Annotated in this window: 21 protein-coding genes; 12 read left to right on the plus strand and 9 right to left on the minus strand. The window is 68.7% G+C overall.

From position 1 onward, the window contains the following. Positions 1–9: 9 nt before the first annotated feature. Positions 10–966 (minus strand): 3'(2'),5'-bisphosphate nucleotidase CysQ, encoded by a 957-nt coding sequence (locus tag FHS55_RS06935; protein ID WP_246339910.1) that lies wholly within the window; start codon positions 964–966, stop codon positions 10–12. 147 nt (positions 967–1,113) lie between these two features. Between FHS55_RS06935 and FHS55_RS06940 the strand changes: the two genes are divergently transcribed. Beyond that, positions 1,114–1,713, plus strand: a complete 600-nt coding sequence (locus FHS55_RS06940; protein WP_246339912.1) for a DUF6101 family protein — start codon at positions 1,114–1,116, stop codon at positions 1,711–1,713. A gap of 144 nt (positions 1,714–1,857) precedes the next feature. After that, positions 1,858–2,208 (plus strand): hypothetical protein, encoded by a 351-nt coding sequence (locus FHS55_RS06945; protein ID WP_183188966.1) that lies wholly within the window; start codon positions 1,858–1,860, stop codon positions 2,206–2,208. A 167-nt stretch (positions 2,209–2,375) separates the two neighbouring features. Here the strand turns inward: FHS55_RS06945 and FHS55_RS06950 are convergent, their stop codons facing one another. Together FHS55_RS06950 and FHS55_RS06955 are read right to left on the minus strand one after the other, a co-directional pair. After that, positions 2,376–3,056, minus strand: a complete 681-nt coding sequence (locus tag FHS55_RS06950) for a YoaK family protein (RefSeq protein ID WP_183188967.1) — start codon at positions 3,054–3,056, stop codon at positions 2,376–2,378. Between the two features lie 117 nt (positions 3,057–3,173). Beyond that, on the minus strand, positions 3,174–3,548 hold the full coding sequence (locus tag FHS55_RS06955) for a hypothetical protein (RefSeq protein WP_246339914.1): 375 nt from the start codon (positions 3,546–3,548) through the stop codon (positions 3,174–3,176). A 188-nt stretch (positions 3,549–3,736) separates the two neighbouring features. On the opposite strand from FHS55_RS06955, the gene FHS55_RS06960 reads away from it, so the two are divergent. After that, positions 3,737–4,438 (plus strand): AIM24 family protein, encoded by a 702-nt coding sequence (locus FHS55_RS06960; protein WP_183188968.1) that lies wholly within the window; start codon positions 3,737–3,739, stop codon positions 4,436–4,438. Further along, complete coding sequence (locus FHS55_RS06965) at positions 4,435–5,094, plus strand: glutathione S-transferase N-terminal domain-containing protein (RefSeq protein ID WP_183188969.1); 660 nt, start codon at positions 4,435–4,437, stop codon at positions 5,092–5,094. The genes FHS55_RS06960 and FHS55_RS06965 overlap by 4 nt, the downstream gene beginning before the upstream one ends. A 13-nt stretch (positions 5,095–5,107) precedes the next feature. On the opposite strand, the gene FHS55_RS06970 is transcribed toward FHS55_RS06965, so the two are convergent. From FHS55_RS06970 to FHS55_RS06980, 3 genes are read right to left on the minus strand one after another with little or no spacing between them, the layout of a single operon-like run. Then, positions 5,108–5,653 carry a chromate transporter gene (locus FHS55_RS06970; protein WP_183188970.1) on the minus strand — a complete coding sequence of 182 codons (546 nt, stop codon included), beginning with the start codon at positions 5,651–5,653 and terminating at the stop codon, positions 5,108–5,110. After that, positions 5,650–6,306, minus strand: coding sequence for a chromate transporter (locus FHS55_RS06975; protein ID WP_183188971.1), 657 nt, complete (start codon positions 6,304–6,306; stop codon positions 5,650–5,652). Before FHS55_RS06975 ends, FHS55_RS06970 begins: the two co-directional genes overlap by 4 nt. Before the next feature lie 10 nt (positions 6,307–6,316). After that, the gene (locus FHS55_RS06980; RefSeq protein WP_183188972.1) at positions 6,317–7,156 is read right to left on the minus strand and encodes a hypothetical protein; all 840 of its coding nucleotides are present in this window, start codon (positions 7,154–7,156) and stop codon (positions 6,317–6,319) included. A gap of 191 nt (positions 7,157–7,347) precedes the next feature. Between FHS55_RS06980 and tal the strand changes: the two genes are divergently transcribed. Continuing rightward, entirely contained in the window at positions 7,348–8,313 is a 966-nt protein-coding gene (gene tal / locus FHS55_RS06985) for a transaldolase (RefSeq protein ID WP_183188973.1), read from the plus strand. A 39-nt stretch (positions 8,314–8,352) separates the two neighbouring features. Continuing rightward, on the plus strand, positions 8,353–9,108 hold the full coding sequence (locus tag FHS55_RS06990) for a sulfite exporter TauE/SafE family protein (RefSeq protein WP_183188974.1): 756 nt from the start codon (positions 8,353–8,355) through the stop codon (positions 9,106–9,108). On the opposite strand, the gene FHS55_RS06995 is transcribed toward FHS55_RS06990, so the two are convergent. Together FHS55_RS06995 and FHS55_RS07000 are read right to left on the minus strand one after the other, a co-directional pair. After that, positions 9,109–10,350, minus strand: a complete 1,242-nt coding sequence (locus FHS55_RS06995; protein WP_183188975.1) for an MFS transporter — start codon at positions 10,348–10,350, stop codon at positions 9,109–9,111. A 14-nt stretch (positions 10,351–10,364) separates the two neighbouring features. After that, on the minus strand, positions 10,365–11,522 hold the full coding sequence (locus tag FHS55_RS07000) for a M20 aminoacylase family protein (RefSeq protein ID WP_210286903.1): 1,158 nt from the start codon (positions 11,520–11,522) through the stop codon (positions 10,365–10,367). A gap of 305 nt (positions 11,523–11,827) precedes the next feature. On the opposite strand from FHS55_RS07000, the gene FHS55_RS07005 reads away from it, so the two are divergent. From FHS55_RS07005 to FHS55_RS07015, 3 genes are all read left to right on the plus strand, one after another. Further along, entirely contained in the window at positions 11,828–12,334 is a 507-nt protein-coding gene (locus FHS55_RS07005) for a YciE/YciF ferroxidase family protein (protein WP_183188977.1), read from the plus strand. A 174-nt stretch (positions 12,335–12,508) separates the two neighbouring features. Further along, complete coding sequence (locus FHS55_RS07010) at positions 12,509–12,715, plus strand: DUF3008 family protein (protein WP_183188978.1); 207 nt, start codon at positions 12,509–12,511, stop codon at positions 12,713–12,715. A 51-nt stretch (positions 12,716–12,766) separates the two neighbouring features. After that, entirely contained in the window at positions 12,767–13,237 is a 471-nt protein-coding gene (locus FHS55_RS07015; RefSeq protein ID WP_183188979.1) for a low affinity iron permease family protein, read from the plus strand. Here FHS55_RS07015 and FHS55_RS07020 read toward each other — a convergent pair. Further along, positions 13,234–14,442: an ROK family protein gene (locus FHS55_RS07020; protein ID WP_183188980.1), complete on the minus strand. Its 1,209-nt coding sequence runs from the start codon at positions 14,440–14,442 to the stop codon at positions 13,234–13,236. The two genes, FHS55_RS07015 and FHS55_RS07020, sit on opposite strands and share 4 nt — an antisense overlap. Before the next feature lie 172 nt (positions 14,443–14,614). Between FHS55_RS07020 and FHS55_RS07025 the strand changes: the two genes are divergently transcribed. The 3 genes from FHS55_RS07025 to FHS55_RS07035 all read left to right on the plus strand — a co-directional run bounded on the left by FHS55_RS07025 (position 14,615) and on the right by FHS55_RS07035 (position 16,808). Further along, positions 14,615–15,226: a sigma-70 family RNA polymerase sigma factor gene (locus tag FHS55_RS07025; protein ID WP_183188981.1), complete on the plus strand. Its 612-nt coding sequence runs from the start codon at positions 14,615–14,617 to the stop codon at positions 15,224–15,226. Further along, the gene (locus FHS55_RS07030; protein ID WP_183188982.1) at positions 15,210–15,998 is read left to right on the plus strand and encodes an anti-sigma factor family protein; all 789 of its coding nucleotides are present in this window, start codon (positions 15,210–15,212) and stop codon (positions 15,996–15,998) included. Before FHS55_RS07025 ends, FHS55_RS07030 begins: the two co-directional genes overlap by 17 nt. An 87-nt stretch (positions 15,999–16,085) precedes the next feature. After that, positions 16,086–16,808: a Bax inhibitor-1/YccA family protein gene (locus FHS55_RS07035; RefSeq protein WP_183188983.1), complete on the plus strand. Its 723-nt coding sequence runs from the start codon at positions 16,086–16,088 to the stop codon at positions 16,806–16,808. The last annotated feature ends 5 nt before the right edge of the window (positions 16,809–16,813 follow it).

A 16,813-nucleotide genomic window follows, 5' to 3' on the forward strand; every position in this document is an offset into this window, starting at 1 on the left:
CATCCGCCGTTAGCGCGCCGCGTCCAGAAGGGACGGGTACAGCCGGGGCCCTGCCGAGACCAGTGCCCCGTGCCGCGGAACCGGTGCATTATAGGCGAGGGCCAGGCCGTCGAGCGTCGTCAGGCGCCCACCCGCTTCGTGCACCAAAAGGTCGGCGGCGGCAAGATCCCAGTCATGTCCGTTGGGGGAAGCGAAGGCGGCATCCAACTCGCCGGTGGCCACGCGCGCGATGCGCAAGGCCAGCGAACGGATGCGCATGACCCGGCGCAGCGGCGCAAGCGGGGCGATCCGCCCGTCAATATGGTTGAGCCAGGGGGCAGGGCCGTCGGCCAGCGCGCCCGATACCGCGCCGGCCTGCGAGGCCGCGATCGGCTGGCCGTTGCACGTCGCCCCGCCGCCGCGCACGGCGATGAACAGTTCCTCGGTGAGGGGGGCGAACAGTGCGCCGGCGATCGGTCGCCCGTCCTCCACCAGTGCCGCCTCGACGCACCAGTCGGAACCGCCGGCCATGTAGGCGCGCGTCCCGTCGATCGGGTCGACGATCCACACCCGACGGCACGCCAGCCGCGAGGGCTCGTCCACCGTCTCCTCGGACAGCCAGCCATAGGTGGGGGAGAGCCGGCCGAGGCGCTCGCGCAGCATCCGGTCGACGGCGATATCCGCTTCCGTGACCGGCGAATCATTGTGCTTCGACCAGGATTTGACGCCCGCGCGAAACATCTCCACCGCCACCGCCCCGGCAGCCACCACGGCTTCCGCGAGGTGCCGCGCCGCCACGGCCGGATCGGCGAGCGGGTCGGCCGCCGGCGGGTGGGGCGGGTGCGGCGGCGCGGAGACGGGCGCGCGGCGATCGGCGGGGGAGAGGTCGGGGCTGTCGGTCATGGCCGGGGCATAAGCGCTGAGGCTGGTGGCGGCAATGGGGCATATCGTCGGGCAGCCGCGCGGCGACAAGGTTTCGTCAAGCATGGCAGCGGAAAGCCCGTCGCGACCCGCCCGCCAAGATTCGTCAACCATGTCCCTTAAGCGGGCGGGGGGAGGGCCGCGCCTAGGGTTCGTCCAGTGACCGGGGCCGTCAGAGCCTGAAAACCGGCAGGGATGAACATGATGCGTCAGATGAGAGCGGAGGCGCGCTCCGCGTGCCCGACCGAACCACGTCCGGCCTATCCCTTTGTTGCGCTGGAGCGTCCGTCCGGCGCCGGGGAGTGGCCCATCGCCTTCCAGTCGCTCGATCCGGGAGCCGACAATGGCGTGCGCCTGATCGAACTGCACCGCGACCACCTCGTGCTGCGCCGACGCGTGGCGGGCATGCCGATGAAGCTGCGGCTGGACCTCTCCACCTATGAGGGCCTCGCGGTGGCCCTGCTCGATCCGGAGGGCGACGGCGAGGGTGTCGCCATCGTGCTCGTGCATGCCGATCCCGGCTTGTGCGTGACGCTCTATTCCGCCCCGCATATCGACGACGTGGTCGCCGAATGGCGGCGCTGGACCGCCGATCTCGGCCTGCCCATGCTGGTGACGGAGGAGGACGGCACGCGCCACCCCGCCTATGCGATGATCGGGCGGTTGTCGGTCGGCACGAGCGGCGCGCGCCGCCGCCGCCGCGGCGCTTTGAAGCACCGCCGCCCGACCGTTTTCCGCCGTCGCGCCCCGGGCCGGCCCGTGGCCGGGCTGGCCGTGCATCGCGGCGAGCGCGAACTGATCGCCCGCGAATGAGCCGGCCGGCAGGTTGTGCTCGCAATGTCATGCTGCACACGTCATGCTCGATGCGCCGGGCTCGAAACGAGGCGGCGCTTCCTGTTAGACTGACTTGGCGTTATCCCTGATTTCCCCGCGACCGACCGTGTCCAGAGAGGCACCATGAAGCACACGCTGTCCATCACCCTGACCCTTCTCCTGCTGGGCGCGGCACCGGCCGCCATGGCGGGGCCCTGCGAGCAGGCGGTCAAGGATACCCAGGCGGCCCTGGATCGCGTGATTGCCGACATCGCGGCGCTCTCGCCGACGGCGCCGGAGAGCGAAGGCGCGCTGCTCAGCCACGACCCCTCGCCGGAGGGCATTGCCAAGGAAGAGGCCGAGCTTGGCGACGGCGTGGCGCCCGAGAAGGCGCTGGAAGAGCTGGAGCGCGCCCGCACCGCGGCCGCGGCCGGCGACGAGGATGGCTGTCAGAAATACGTTGCCGCCGCGCGCGACGCGATCGGTCTTCAGTAGCGCCTGACGCCCGGAGCGGGCGCCCGCATTTGTACGCGTTCAAACTCGGCCTTCCCGGGAGGCTCTCTCTGTGACGGACCGGTGAAGGCCGGCCCTTGCGGGTGGGAGCCCTTGCGCGCGGGGTGCGTTCGCGTGCGGGCTGTCTTCGCACGCGGGGATAGCGGGGCTCAGTCGCCCCCTTGCGCGGCGAATGGCTGGAAGAGGTGGTCGTGAAAGGCATAGGCGGTCAGCGCCAGCGCCGCCAGCAGCAGGCAGGCGCCGCCGACCGCCGGGCTGAGGCCCACCCAATGCAGCATGACCGCCCCGAGCGCGGCGCCGCCGACGAAAATGGCCCACGAGAACGCGTAGAGCGAGGCCTCTTTCGGGCCCTCCTTGCCGGCCATCATGCGCGCCAGCGCCTGCCCGCAGCTGACCAGCGCGCCGGTGACGAAGCTCTTGCCGATATCGGCGCCGGCGATCACCTGATGCACGTTGTTCTGCATGCCCATGGCGGTGGCGATCGGCAGCAGGGCAAGGAAGCCGACGCCCGCGAGCGTCAGCACCGTCGCCAGCGCGAACAGCGCCACCTCGGTGGAGAGCACCGCCACCAGCTTCCAGTCGCCGACGGCGTCGCAGACCACGGCGCCCAGAAAGGCGCCGCCGAGGAAACTCCCGATGACACCGAGCGTGAAGGCGACATGGGCCCAGTCCGCCCCCGCGATCTGGATGCCGAGCCGCGTGCTGTTGCCGCTCATGAACGACACGTAGAGCCCGCCGAGCTGGGCATAGCCGACCGCGTCGACGAAACCGGCGATCAGCGTCGCGAAGGTGGCGAAGATGAACGGGCGGATGCTGACGGGCTTGGACATGGGCAAAAATCCGGGCAAAAAACCGGACACGTGTCCGTGGCGCGGGGCTGTGGATGGCGGGAGAAGAAAGGGCGCCTCGCGGCGCCCTTCATAGGTTCGACGCTGGCACGGGCGGGTTCAGGGGCAGGTGTGCACCCAGGCGCCACCCCAGTTGCGGTGCCAGTAGCAGTTCGGCCGCACCGGCGGGCCCCAGGCGCGGGCATAGGGGGGCACGTACCAGGTGGTGTTGTTGGGCCGCCACGCGCAGCGCCACGGACCGCAGACCCACCGCACGTTCTCGGTGAGCGGGGCGGCGGCCGGCAGGGCGGTGCCCAGCGCCGGACCGGCGACGGCGGCCTGGGCCGACGAGCCGGCCATGCCCGTCACGCCAAGCGTGGCGACGGCCAGAGCGGCGGCGAACAGCGCCTTGCGCAGGCCGGTTGCGCGAGCGAGGGAAGGCGCGACAGAGGCGCCAGCAGAAGATGTATCGCAAGTCACGGCGACGGTGGTCATGGATCACTCCCGAGCGATTTAACCTGACACCCGACGATATCACGCCCCAAATCCGACGCCACGTCTAAGCCCCTGCGGCAATGGAAATATTTCGGCGGCAGACTGGATTGTAGCGCCTCCCTTGCCCTAAGCTTTCGCATTCGCCGCTCCATGCCACCTGCCTGCCCCGGCCGCTTCAGGAGACCCTCATGCGCTCGAAGATCATCGGCACCGTGCTGCCCGTCCTGGAGATCGGCCTGGAGCCGGGAGAATCGGTTGTCGGCGTGCCCGACCAGCTCTCCTGGATGTCGGGCGACGTGACGCTGACGACATCGACCTCCGGCGCGGGCGCCAGCGGGGGCGGCCTGTTCGGGCTGGTGAGCCGCGCCGTCTCCGGCGGCGGGCTGTTCATGACCGAGTTCGCCGCCCAGCGCGGCCCGGGCAATGTCGCCTTCGCCGCCAAGCTGCCGGGCAGCATCGTCGAGGTCGAGGTGAGCCCCGGGCGCGGCTATCTCGTGCACCGCCACGGTTTCGTCTGCGGCACGCCGGGTATCGAGGTGGCCAGTGCGTTCCAGCAATCGCTGGGCGGGGCGGTGTTCGGCGGCGAGGGCTTCATCCTGCAGAAGCTCTCCGGCAGCGCCAAGGCGTGGATCGAGGTGGGCGGCGAGATCGTGACCTATGATCTCCAGCCCGGCCAGTTCCTGCTGGTGCATCCCGGCCATGTCGGCTTCTTCGAGGAGAGCGTGTCCTTCGAACTCACCGCCCTGCGCGGCATCAAGAATGCGCTGTTCGGCGGTGACGGGCTGTTCCTGGTGAAGCTGTCCGGCCCCGGCAAGGTGTGGCTGCAGACGCTGACAGCCCCCGGCCTCGCCCACACGATCAGCCCCTATCTGCCGCCGAGGCAGGGGTGACGGCCGACCCCCTCGCTGCTTCCGACCGCCCGCGTGTCTTCGGCGCGGCCTACAGCGTCTATGTCCGCATCGTGCGGCTGGCGCTGGCGGAGAAGGGGGTCGAGCATGAACTCGTTCCCGTCGATGTCTTCGCCGCCGAAGGAGTGCCGCCCGGCTATCTCGACCGGCAGCCCTTCGGCCGCATTCCGGCCTTCGAGCACGGCGATTTCACCCTCTACGAGACCGCGGCCATTGTCCGCTATATCGACGAGGCCTTTGACGGCCCGCCGCTCCAGCCGGTGGACCTGCGCCAGCGCGCCCGCTGCAACCAGATCCTCAGCATCGCCGATGCCTATGCCTATCGCAGCCTCGTCTGGGGAATCTATGTGGAGCGCGTGGAGCGGCCGGCCGAGGGCCGTGCCGCCGATGAGGCGCGGATCGCCGCCGCCCTTCCGTGCGCGCGGACCTGCCTCGCGGCGATGTCCGATCTCATGGGCGGGAATGTCTGGCTCGCGGGCGCCACGCTGTCGCTGGCCGATCTCTATCTCGCGGCGATGGTCGATTATTTCGTGCAGGCGCCGGAGGGGCGGGCGATGCTCGCCGAATACGGGCGGCTGGCCGCGTGGTGGTCCCGCATGGCCGCGCGTCCGTCGATGGCGGCGACCCGGCCGGACTAGCCGGCAGCGGGCCTCACGGCATACCGGCGCCGGTGCCGCTCAGCAGGATGAGGCCGACCACCCCGCCGCCGAGCACGAAGAATGCCGGGTTCACCTTCTTGATGAAATACACCCCGATGAACGCGCCGATGGCGATGGCGACCGTGAGCGAGCCGTCGATCGCGGTGCGGGCGATGGAGATGGCGCCGGCAGCCATCAGGCCGATCACCATCGGCGCCATGCCGAGCTGCAGCGAGCGCCGCCAGGGCGAGCCCTCGAAATGGTCCCACACCCGCGAGGCGCCCCAGGAGATGACGCCCGAGGGCACGAAGAAGCCGAGATAGGCGAGCAGCGCGCCGAGATAGCCGGTGACGTGATAGCCGATCACCAGCACCATCAGCATGTTCGGCCCGGGCACCACCTGGCCGAGGCCGTAAATGTCGCGGAACTGGTCGTCGGTCAGCCAGTGATGGGTGCCCACCACCAGCATCTTGGTCTCGGGCAGCACGGCCGCGCCCCCGCCCACCGCCAGCACGGACAGCAGCGAGAAGACGCCGAGGACGGAGAGATTTTCGCTCATGCCGAAGGGCCCGCCGGGTGGGAGGGGGCGGCGCCGTCGTCGCGCCGGGGGCGGTATATAAGAACCGCTGCCGGCCCGACGGTGAGCAGCACCCAGAGCAGCGAGATGTGCAGGAAGCTCACCATGGTGATGGTGATGAGGATGATGGCGGCGTCGATCAGCCCGCCGAACTGCTTGCGGCCGATCTGCAGCGTCACCGCCGTGAGCATGCCGACCGCCGCCGCCCCGACCCCCACCAGCGTCGCGTTGACATAGGGGTTGGCGGAATTGGCCGCATAGGCGACGCCGAGAATCATCACCAGGCTCGCGCCCGGCAGGGTGACGCCGAGAAAAGCGATGACCGCGCCCGCCACCCCACGCAGCCGGTCGCCGACGATGATGCTCATGTTGGTGGCGTTGAGGCCCGGCAGCGCCTGGGAGATTTCCAGCGCCGACATGAAGTGCTCCTCGTCGAGCCAGCGCTTGCGGATGACCAGGCCGGCCCTGAGATAGGCCACCACGCCACCGCCGAAGCTGGTGGCGCCGATGAGCAGAAAGGTGAGGAAGATCTCCCACAGCGGCACGCCGCGCGGAAGGACGTAGGCGGCCTCGCCCGCCGCCTCGCCGGCTCCCGTGGCGGGCCGGCCGCCTGCCTCATCCGCGGTCGAGTTCATGATGCGCGGTTCATTCGTGGCTGGAGACGAACTGCTTGCCGAAATTATAGACCAGCGCCGTCTTGGTGGCGCCTAGCTTCACCCATTCCGGCGCGCGGGTCTGGATCGCCTTGAAGAATTCCTCCGAGCGGGCGCGGGCCTTGGCATGCACCGTGTCATAGCGGTCGAACTTCGCCTGGAAGGCGAACTCGCCGATGATCGAGGTCTCGGTCGCGCGGTCGCGCCACACCGCGATGGTGGCCTTGGCGACGAATTCGTGGCCGAAATCGAAGGAGCCGACATTCACCTGCACCTCCTCGACCGGCAGGTTGTTGACCAGCGAGACCTTCTCGTCCGAATGCGCGGGGCAATGCTCGCGCAGCACCGGGAACACGGTGGAAATGCGCTCCAGCCCCTCGTCCAGCACCAGGCCGGGGGTCAGCAGCACGCAATTATGCGAATAGAGCGAGCGCATGCCGCCGAGACTGTCCTTCAGCGGCAGCAGCTCTTCCTTGAACTTGATATTGGCCGAGCCGCTCAGATGCGGCGTCACGTCGATCGCCGCCGCGGCCTCGAGGTCGGGATGGCGGAACTTGAAGGTCAGCTCGTGCTCGGGCTCGGGCCAGCCATCGGTATAAAAGGTGCGTTTGCGCAGAATGAAGGCGTTGCGATAGAGGTCGCTGTCGGGCGTGTCGTAGAACAAGACCTCGCGAACCTGGCGCTTGAAGCCGTCCTTGGCGGTGGTGACGCCCACCTTGAATTCAGGGGCGATCAGGCACAGCTTGTGCCAGAAGACCTCGAACTGATGGGGATCAAAGAACCGCTCCGGACGGAGCAGGATCTTGTACTCACGATAGTGAATATCGTCCATGGATGTCTCGAAGGCACCTGTCACGAGGCTGTATTAGGGTTTACGCTTACTGCGAAATCGCCACAAGGGCATCTTCACGCTTGAGGCCGAGGCGGGCGGTCGCGGCGTGACGGCACAGGATGCCGGCGCCGCGGAATCGTCCCGCCGGCGGGGCCAGGGGCCGGGATGTCCGCAAGAAGAGAGGCCGCACCATGCCGTCCAAGCTCGACCAACTGCGTTCCATGACCGTCGTCGTCTCCGATACCGGCGACATCGAAACCGTCCGGCGGCTCAAGCCGCAGGATTGTACCACCAATCCGACCCTGCTGCTCAAGGCGGCCGAGATGCCGGCCTATGCCCATCTGGTCGACGAGGCGATCGAGTGGGGCCGCGCGCAGGGCGGCAGCGGCGCGGTCCATGCGACCTGCGACCGGCTGGCGCTGAATTTTGGTGCCGAGCTTTCCAAGATCGTGCCCGGCCGCGTCTCCACCGAGGTCGATGCCGACCTGTCCTTCGACACCGCCGCGACGCTGGACAAGGCCCGCGCCTTCATCAAGGCCTATGAGGCGCGCGGCGTGGGCCGCGAGCGCATCCTCATCAAGGTGGCCTCCACCTGGGAGGGCATCCGCGCCGCCGAAGTGCTGCAGAAGGAAGGTATCGACTGCAATCTCACACTGCTCTTCTCGCTCACCCAGGCGGTGGCGGCGGCCGATGCGGGCGCCTTCCTCATCTCGCCCTTCGTCGGGCGTATTCTCGACTGGCACGTCAAGGCCGGCGAGGGGCCGTTCACCGCCGAGACCGATCCGGGCGTGACCTCGGTGCGGCAGATCTACGCCTACTACAAGAAGTACGGCATCTCGACCGTGGTGATGGGCGCCTCCTTCCGCAACACGGCCGAGATCGAGGCGCTGGCGGGCTGCGACCGGCTCACCATCGGCCCGGCGCTGCTCGACCAGCTCGCCGCCGACGAGGGCGTGCTGGAGCGCAAGCTCGACGCGTCCAATGTCGCCGAGGCTCCGGCCCGGATCGAGCTTGACGAGAAGGCGTTCCGCTTCGCCCTCAACGAGGACCAGATGGCGACGGAGAAGCTCTCCGAGGGCATTCGCCTGTTCGTGAAGGACCTGCGCACCCTGCGCGGGCTCGTCGCCCGGCGGCTGGAAGGCGCGCAGGCGGCCTGATAGAGGAGGGCGCCCGCCCTCCTCACACGCCTGGCTGCGATGACTCCCGAACTCGCCTTCCTGCTGGCCGCCGGCCTTGCCGCCTTCTGCGTCGGCATGGGCAAGGGCGGTGTTCCCATGATCGGCACGCTCGCCGTGCCGATCATGTCGCTCGTGATGCCGCCCATCGCCGCCGCCGGCCTGTTGCTGCCGGTCTATGTCGTCAGCGACATGTTCGGCGTCTGGGCCTACCGGCGTGAATTCTCCACGCGGGTGCTTGCCATCATCATTCCCGCCGCGGCGTTCGGCATCGGCATCGGCTGGGCAACGGCTTCCTTCGTCACCGACGCCATGGTCGAGGTGATCATCGGGGTGATCGGCATCGCCTTCTGCCTGGTGCGCTGGTTCGGCACGGCGGGCGCGGTGGCTCGGCCGGCAGATGTGCCGCGCGGGCTGTTCTGGGGTGCCGTCTCGGGCTTCACCAGCTTTGTCACCCATGGCGGGGCGCCGCCCTACCAGATGTATGCGCTGCCGCTGAAACTCCCGAAGATGGTCTATGCCGGAACCACGACCATCGCCTTCGCCGCCATCAACGCGATCAAGCTCGTGCCCTACTGGGCGCTCGGCCAGCTCAACCCGGCCAATCTGAAGGCCACCGCCCTTCTCATGCCGGTGGCCATCCTCGCCACCTTCGTCGGCGTGCAGGTCACGCGCCGTCTGCCGGAGGCGCTGTTCTACCGGCTGATCGTCATCGCCCTGTTCCTGCTCTCGCTGAAGCTGCTGCAGGGCGGACTGTTCACTTTGCTCGGGCTCTGATCAGGCGTCGTCCGTCACCGGCCGGCCGATGGCGGTGGCGGTCCAGAACCCGGCCGCCACCACCAGCGAGGCGGCGATGATCGCCACCAGCACGGCGTCGTAGCCGCCCGTGGCGGTCCACAGCACGGCGAGGCCGGCGGGAGCCGCCGCGCGGGCGATCAGCGCGGGGAAAGCCAGCGCGCCGTTGACCGCGCCATAGGCGCGCCGGGTCAGCAGTTCCGGCACGATCAGGCCGCGCACGATGGTGATGATGCCGTTGACCGCGCCGAAAGCGAGCGCGAACAGCGCCACGCCGGTGAAGGCGGGCGGCATCAGTTCCAGCGCGAGGAAGGCGAGCGGAAACACCGCGACGATGAGCGAGCCGATCACCCGCACCGGCGCGCGCGGCGCCAGCACGGTGATGGCGATCCGCCCGGCGACCTGCGCCGGCCCGATGATGGCGATGGCACCCACCACGGCGTGGGTGTCGAAGCCGCGCTCGATCAGCAGCGGGTAGAGGTGGAAGGTGAAGCCGGAGAACATCGCGGCATAGGCGGTGAAGGCGACGGCCAGCGCCCAGAACACGGGCTGGCGCAGCGCCTCGCCCACCGCCGAGCGCCGTCCCTCTTCCGGCGCCGCACTGGCAGGCAGGCGGGCGAGATCGCGGGAGGGGTCGATGGCGAGGAAATTCGCCGTGCCGCAGATCGCGATGTTGATCGCCGCCATCACCAGAAGCGTCTCGCGCCAGCCGATGCCCTCGATGAGCAGCTGGATCAGCGGAATGAACACCGTGGAGGCGAAGCCGCCCCACATGGTGAGAGTGGTGATGCCGGAACGCGCCTGCATCGGCCCGGTTCGCCGCGCCACCACCGCAAAGGCGGGGTCATACAGAGTGGCCGCCTGCATCGCGCCGATGCCGGCGGCGGCGAGATAAAACAGCGCCATGCTGCCGACCTGCGACCACAGCACGAAGAGCAGCCCGGCCAGAAGGGAGCCGCCGGCCATGATCGCGCGGCCATGGCCCCGGTCGATCCACACGCCCACGGGATAGGCGGCAAGGCCGGCCAGCGCGAGGCCGAGCGTGGCGGCGCCGTAGAGCTGGGCCTTCGACCAGCCGAGATCCGTGCTCATCGCCTGCGCGATGAGCGGGAAGCTGTAATAGAGCGTGCCCCACGAGCAGACCTGCCCGATGCCGAGCCCGGAGAGGAACAGGCCGCGCGCGCCGGGCAGCGGCTCGGGCGCCGCGGGGGAGGGGACGCCCATGATCGGCCTCGGGCTCAGGCCGCGGGCCGCAGCAGGGAATGAACCAGATGGACCCAGTAGCTGGCCCCGACCGGAATCAGCGCGTCGTTGAAATCATACTGGGCATTGTGCAGGTTCGCGCCCGGCCCGCTGGCGAGGCACAGATAGGCGCCCGGCGCCTTCTCCAGCATATAGGCGAAATCCTCCGCCGCCATGATCGGCTCGAAATCCGCCACCACCGCCCCGGCGCCGGCGGTGAGGCGGGCGGCATCGAGCGCGTGGGCGAATTCCGCGCCGTGATTGACCAGCGCCGGATAGCGCCGCTCGTAGCGGATCTCCGCCCGGGCCCCCTGCGCGGCGCACACGCCTTCCACCACCGCGCGGAAGCGCTGCTCGACAAGGTCGCGCACCTCGCTCGTGAAGGTGCGCACCGTGCCGCGCAGCAGCACCTCGTCGGGGATCACGTTCCAGGTGTCGCCGCCATGGATCTGCGTGACGGTGACGACCGCCGCCTCCTGCGGGCTCACCGCGCGGGCCACGATGGACTGGAGCTGCGCCACGATCAGCGATGCCGTGAGCACCGGATCGATGCCGCGCTGGGGCATGGCGGCATGGGCGCCGCGCCCGATCACCCTCACCTCGAAAATGTCGAAGGCGGCGAACATCGGGCCCGGGCGGCCGAGAAAGGTGCCGAACGGCGCGTTCGGCCAGTTATGCAGGCCATAGACCGCCTGCATCGGGAAATGCTCGAACAGGCCTTGCTCGACCATCACCCGCGCACCGCCCTCGTTCTCCTCGGCGGGCTGGAAGACGAAGTGCACCGTGCCGGCGAAATCCGGGTCCGCGCTCAGGTGCCGGGCGGCGGCGAGCAGCATGGTCATGTGCCCGTCATGGCCGCAGGCGTGCATCTTGCCGGGCGTGTCGGAGCGCCAGGGCAGGTTGGTCGCCTCGTGAATGTCAAGCGCGTCCATGTCGGCGCGCAGCCCGATGGCCGGCCCCTCGCCGCGCGCGCCCTTCAGAGTCGCCACCAGCCCGGTGCCGGCGAGGCCGCGATGGACGGGCAGGCCGAAGCTCGTGAGCCGCGCCGCCACGAAGGCGCTGGTGCGCTGCTCCTCGAAAGCTGTCTCGGGCATGGCGTGCAGCGTGCGTCGCCAGGAGGTGAATTCCTCCGCCGCCTGCGCGAGGGCGGGCAGGACGCCCTGGGCGATGTCGTCGTCGGTTTCATGCTGCACGTGCGGCCGCCTGACGCTGCGCTGGAGCTGGCGCGCTGTATAGGCACCCCCGCAGCTCGGAGGCAAGGGGCGCCGAAAGAGGCGCTCCACCGGGTGCACCAAAGAAAGTGGTAAGCGCGTGCTGCGCCTCTATTTCGGGGAAATGGTGAAGGAACGTTGTCCGCCGGTAGGTGTTCTACCTTCCGTGGGCCGCGCCGCAACGGCAGATGGGGCCCTCAATATAGACATTACGTACATGACGTACGCTCCATCAGGAGGAAATTACCATGTCAGTGTTCTCGAAAGACATCAAGACCTTCGACGACCTCTTCCTGCATACGCTGCAGGACATCTATTACGCGGAGAAAAAGATCTCCAAGGCTCTGCCGACCATGATCGAGAAGGCGAGCAACAAGCAGCTCAAGGCCGACTTCAAGCATCATCTCGGCGAGACCGAGAACCATATCAAGCGCGTGGAGAAGGTGTTCGAGCTTTACGGCGCCAAGCCGAAGACCACCAAGTGCCCGGCCATTGACGGCATTCTGGAAGAGGCCCACGAGGTCGCCGGCGAGGTGGCCGATCCCGAAGTGCTCGACGCCGCGCTGATCGCCGCCGCCCAGGCGGTGGAGCATTACGAGATCACCCGCTACGGCACGCTCGCCGCTTGGGCCAAGCAGCTCGACCGGGCGGATTGCGCCAGCGTGCTGGAAGAGAACCTCGCCGAAGAGAAGAAAGCCGATGCCAAGCTGACCAAGCTGGCGGAATCTAAGATCAATCTGCAGGCCGCCGAATAGGCTGGCCGGCGGGTGGCCGGTGCCGGTGGCGAGGTCTCCCCCTCCGCCGGCGCCGGCCTGCAGCCTTTCCGGTGAGCCCCCGCTCATCGGAGGGGCTGCCGAGCCATGTCGGTACGCCTCGTCATGAGCGAGCCGCGCTTCACGCGACACGTTCCGTGACGTGGCAAGGACGAGATGTCCGCGAAATCGAAAGCCCAGCAGAAAGCTGCCGGAGCGGCGCTCGCCGCCACGCGTGGCGAGACGGCATCGAGTGCGCTCAAGGGTGCCTCGAAGCCGATGGCGCGATCCATGAGCGTCGACGAACGGGCCGAGCTCGCCGCCACGCCGCGCAAGGGCAAGCCCGAGCGCGTCGGCGCCAGGGGGGCGGGGAGCCGCCCTTGACCGGAACGAAGCCGGCCGCGCCACGTTGAAGCTCCGCATAGCGGGGTTCCCATGGCGACGACACGCAAGCCGGCTTCAACGTCTTCTCGCAAATCCCTTTCCGAGCCCTCCGGCGCGGCGTCCGGCGCGTCTGGCGGCGGCGGTGGGCGACCCAAACGCTCCTTCTTCACCCGCTTCTCGCAATGGGTATCGACGCAGGCGGGCAAGCCGACGACCTTCATCGGCGCCATGGGCCTGATCGTGCTGTGGGGCGTCAGCGGGCCCCTGTTCGGCTTCGGCGATACCTGGCAACTGGTGATCAACACTTCGACCACCATCATCACCTTCCTGATGGTGTTCGTGATCCAGAACAGCCAGAACCGCGACACCGCCGCCCTGCACATCAAGCTCGACGAACTGATCGCCAGCGGCACGAGCGCCCGGCGGATCCTGCTCGACCTCGAGGAGTTGGATGAGAGCGCGATCGAGAAGATCCGTTCCGAATACGAGGAACTCGCCCGCCGCGCGCGGGAAGGGCGCTAGCCCTTCTTCTTCTCCTTCTCGTCCTTGTCTTTCTTGGTCGTTTCCTTGACGCTCTTGTCTTTTCCACCCTTCTCCTTGCCGTCCTTGCGCTCCCGCACCGCCGTCTCCTCGGCATTGGGGTGGGAGCGGTTGGTGAAGCGCGCATTGCCAAGGCCGGTGCCGATGGTGATGACGCCCCAGCGCTCGACATCGCCCATGAACGGCACCTCGCTCAGGCCCTGCACCACCGCGTCATTGTGCATGACGAGTGTCGTCTCGCGCCCGCCAATGGCCGGGATCGCCTCCCACAGCGCGGTCGGCAGGTTGAAGCGGCGGCTCTCCCAATTGCCCGGCAGGTTCTGTGCGCCGGTCTCGATGGCGCCGTCCGGGGCGATCGCACCGGGGCAGCCGATGCCGATGAAGGGGGCGAGGTTGAAGCCTTCCGCTTCGGCATGCTCGATGAGCGTGCCCAGCATGCCGGCCAGCCGGTCGACGGCCGCGTCGCGGGTCAGCTTTTCCTCCGCGTGGCGCCACAGATCCATCTCGGCGACGCGCGCCCTGGAGAGGTCCTGCGCCTTGTCGAGGTTGAGCTTGACGATGCCGGCGCGGATATTGGTGCCGCCGATATCGACGCCGAGAATGTGATCGAAACTGGCGAACATCCAGCTGGGGGCGAGATGGACGGCGCCGATCAGCCCTGCCTCGTCGGGCTCGGCGCGGATGGGCACCAGTTCGATCTCGATGCCGTCGGCGCGGGCGATCAGTTCGGCGCGGGCGATGGCGATCTCGGCGAAGCGTCCCCCTTTCAGCCCGCCGCCCACCACGATGCGCTGGGTATCGCGCCATTCCCGGGTGCGCAGCAGGCGGCGGATGACGGTGATGAGCTCGCTGGCATAGTCCTCCACGGCGCTGAAGATCAGCGCCTGCTCGTGCGGCTTGCCCGCGACGAGCAGTTCGTCCAGCAGCGTTTTGGAGAGTTCCGCCGTCGGCGTGTCGCCCAGCGCCTTGGCGGGACGGCGGGCGAGATTGCGCCAGCGGTCGAGTATGTCGAAGAAGGCGGCGCGGCGGGCGCGGTCGCCGACAAAGCCGTCCTCCTCGCGCAGCTGGCTGTTGCACGCATCCACGCTTACGGCCGCCAGCACCGGCGCGCCGTGCACGGTGACAGAGGGTGGGGCGGGCTCGCTCCTGGATTTGTCGGCGGCGGTCTGCGGGCGGGGGGAGGCCATGGGTGCCGGGGCTCGCTGTTCCTGCGTCGGGTGGAGGGAAACGGATGAAGCCGCCTGTGCGTTCCCTCCCATCGTGGTTTGCGATGGCGCGGCCCGCCCGCCGGAAGGAAGCGATGATGAAAAATCGGCGGGCGCCGGGGAATAGGGCGGCGGGCGGCTCCGTATACGGGTCATGAAGCGCGAGAGTTCCACCTTCGACGTGCCGGCCGAGCTGCCCGTCCTGCGGCGCTATGCGCGCGCGTTGACGCGCGGCGACGACGGCGACGCGGAAGATCTGGTGCACGACGCGCTGGTGCGTGCCTATGAGCGGCGCCGCACCTTTCAGGACGAGCGGACCCTTCCCGGCCGGGCCGGCGGCGGCGCCTCCGGCAACCGGCTGCGCGGCTGGCTGCTCTCCATCCTGCACAATGTGTTCGTCGACCGCCGCCGTTCGCGCCATGCCGAGCAGCGGCGCGAGGCGCAGGCGGTGGAACTGGCCGAGACCACCACGCCGCCCGCTCAGGAGCATCACCTGCGCCTGTCGCAGGTCCGCGAGGCCTTCATGGGCCTGCCGGAGGAACAGCGCGCCGCGCTGCATCTCGTGAGCATCGAGGGGCTCGGCTATGCCGAGGCCGCCGCCGCGCTCGGCATTCCGCAGGGCACGCTGATGTCCCGGCTTGCGCGCGCCCGGGCGGCGCTGCGCGCGCTCGACGAGGGCGGGGACGCGGCGCGTGCCGCTCGCCTCGCGGCCCCGTCCGCGTCTCATCTTCGCATCGTAGGAGGTCCGGATGACCCGACCCGTTGATCCCGTCTCCGACACCGACCTGCAGGCCTATGTCGACGACGCGCTCCCCGTGGAGCGACGCATCGATGTCGAGGCCCATCTCAGCGCCAACCCGACGGAAGCCTCGCGGGTGATGGCGGATCTGCGCATTCGCGACGAATTGCGCCTCGCCTTGGCCGATGCCCCGCGCTCGGTGATGAACGCCCCCGCGCGGGTGGCGACGGTGGAGGCGGCGCGCCGGCTGGAGCGGGCGCTCTCGCGCGAGAGCTGGATGCGCCCGCTGCGCATCGCCGCGTCGGTGGCGCTGCTGCTGGGCGCCGGCTGGCTGGCCCATGCCCAGTTCGGCCCGCTCGGGGTCAGCCGCGTCGTCGCCTCCGACCTGCCGCCGGCCTATCTGGAGGAAGCGGTGCGCGCCCACCGCACCGCCGAGCTGCGCGCCGGGCTCGGGGCGCCCGCCGGCCCGGCCGGCTACCAGCCGGCGGATATCCGCGCCGCCACTGCCATCATCATGCCCTCCCTGCCGGAGGACTGGCAGGTGGCCGACGTGCAGATCTTCCCCTCGGCTTTCGGCCCCAGCGTCGAAATGTCGGTGAAGACCAAGGATTTCGGCGCGGTGTCGCTGTTCGCCGTCCGTCCGGGGAGCTTCGACGTGGTGCCGGCGACCAGCGTGCCGAAGGACGGGCTCAATGCCGCCTACTGGCAGGTGGGCGAGGTGGCCTATGCGCTCGTGGCCCATGGCGACGCCCGCGAACTCGACCGCGCCGCCGCCGGGCTGGCGCGCTCGCTTTACTAGACCCTTTCCCGGCCGCGGGGCGCGCATTCGCCAGGCGCCACGCGGCTGACATCCCCTTGTGCTCATATCCCCTGACAGGAGACCGACATGAATATGCCGAATTCCGGCTTCCAGTGGCAGACCGGCGCTCGCGGCGTCGATCAGGCCGTCTTTGATGAAGGCCTGCGCCGCCACATGCTGCGCGTCTATAATTACATGGCGATCGGCCTCGTCCTGACCGGCGCCGTGGCCTTCTTCGTCGGCACCACGCCGGCGCTCTACGTGCCGATCTTCTCCACCCCGCTCAAATGGGTGGTGATGCTCGCCCCGCTCGCCTTCGTGCTGCTGTTCTCGTTCCGCATGCAGTCGATGTCGGCGGGCGCGGCGCAGATGATGTTCTGGGCGTTCTGCGGCGTGATGGGGCTTTCCATGGCCTCCATCTTCCTCGTCTTCACCGGCACCTCGATTGCCCGCACCTTCTTCATCGCCGCCACCATGTTCGGCGCGACGAGCCTGTATGGCTACACCACCAAGCGCGACCTGTCGCAGTTCGGCTCCTTCCTGATGATGGGCCTGATCGGCGTCGTCATCGCCAGCGTGGTGAACATCTTCCTCGGCTCGACCATGCTGCAGTTCATCGTTTCGGTGGTCGGTATCCTGGTCTTCGTCGGTCTGACCGCCTGGGACACGCAGTCGATCAAGGAACAGTACGCGGAAAATTTTGATGCGGAATCGCAACAGAAGCTCGCTGTTTTCGGCGCATTCTCCCTCTATCTGAACTTCGTGAACATCTTCCAGCTGCTGCTGAACCTCACCGGCGAGCGGGAGTGATGCGA

The sequence above is a fragment of the Ancylobacter tetraedralis genome (genome assembly GCF_014195655.1).
In the GTDB taxonomy this organism is placed as follows: domain Bacteria; phylum Pseudomonadota; class Alphaproteobacteria; order Rhizobiales; family Xanthobacteraceae; genus Ancylobacter; species Ancylobacter tetraedralis.

Coding starts and splice junctions, on each gene's coding strand:
- FHS55_RS06935 (WP_246339910.1), bottom strand. CDS start 966: ATGCTTGACGAAACCTTGTCGCCGCGCGGCTGCCCGACGATATGCCCC.
- FHS55_RS06940 (WP_246339912.1), top strand. CDS start 1,114: ATGAGAGCGGAGGCGCGCTCCGCGTGCCCGACCGAACCACGTCCGGCC.
- FHS55_RS06945 (WP_183188966.1), top strand. CDS start 1,858: ATGAAGCACACGCTGTCCATCACCCTGACCCTTCTCCTGCTGGGCGCG.
- FHS55_RS06950 (WP_183188967.1), bottom strand. CDS start 3,056: ATGTCCAAGCCCGTCAGCATCCGCCCGTTCATCTTCGCCACCTTCGCG.
- FHS55_RS06955 (WP_246339914.1), bottom strand. CDS start 3,548: ATGACCACCGTCGCCGTGACTTGCGATACATCTTCTGCTGGCGCCTCT.
- FHS55_RS06960 (WP_183188968.1), top strand. CDS start 3,737: ATGCGCTCGAAGATCATCGGCACCGTGCTGCCCGTCCTGGAGATCGGC.
- FHS55_RS06970 (WP_183188970.1), bottom strand. CDS start 5,653: ATGAGCGAAAATCTCTCCGTCCTCGGCGTCTTCTCGCTGCTGTCCGTG.
- FHS55_RS06975 (WP_183188971.1), bottom strand. CDS start 6,306: ATGAACTCGACCGCGGATGAGGCAGGCGGCCGGCCCGCCACGGGAGCC.
- FHS55_RS06980 (WP_183188972.1), bottom strand. CDS start 7,156: ATGGACGATATTCACTATCGTGAGTACAAGATCCTGCTCCGTCCGGAG.
- tal (WP_183188973.1), top strand. CDS start 7,348: ATGCCGTCCAAGCTCGACCAACTGCGTTCCATGACCGTCGTCGTCTCC.
- FHS55_RS06990 (WP_183188974.1), top strand. CDS start 8,353: ATGACTCCCGAACTCGCCTTCCTGCTGGCCGCCGGCCTTGCCGCCTTC.
- FHS55_RS06995 (WP_183188975.1), bottom strand. CDS start 10,350: ATGGGCGTCCCCTCCCCCGCGGCGCCCGAGCCGCTGCCCGGCGCGCGC.
- FHS55_RS07005 (WP_183188977.1), top strand. CDS start 11,828: ATGTCAGTGTTCTCGAAAGACATCAAGACCTTCGACGACCTCTTCCTG.
- FHS55_RS07010 (WP_183188978.1), top strand. CDS start 12,509: ATGTCCGCGAAATCGAAAGCCCAGCAGAAAGCTGCCGGAGCGGCGCTC.
- FHS55_RS07015 (WP_183188979.1), top strand. CDS start 12,767: ATGGCGACGACACGCAAGCCGGCTTCAACGTCTTCTCGCAAATCCCTT.
- FHS55_RS07020 (WP_183188980.1), bottom strand. CDS start 14,442: ATGGCCTCCCCCCGCCCGCAGACCGCCGCCGACAAATCCAGGAGCGAG.
- FHS55_RS07025 (WP_183188981.1), top strand. CDS start 14,615: ATGAAGCGCGAGAGTTCCACCTTCGACGTGCCGGCCGAGCTGCCCGTC.
- FHS55_RS07030 (WP_183188982.1), top strand. CDS start 15,210: ATGACCCGACCCGTTGATCCCGTCTCCGACACCGACCTGCAGGCCTAT.
- FHS55_RS07035 (WP_183188983.1), top strand. CDS start 16,086: ATGAATATGCCGAATTCCGGCTTCCAGTGGCAGACCGGCGCTCGCGGC.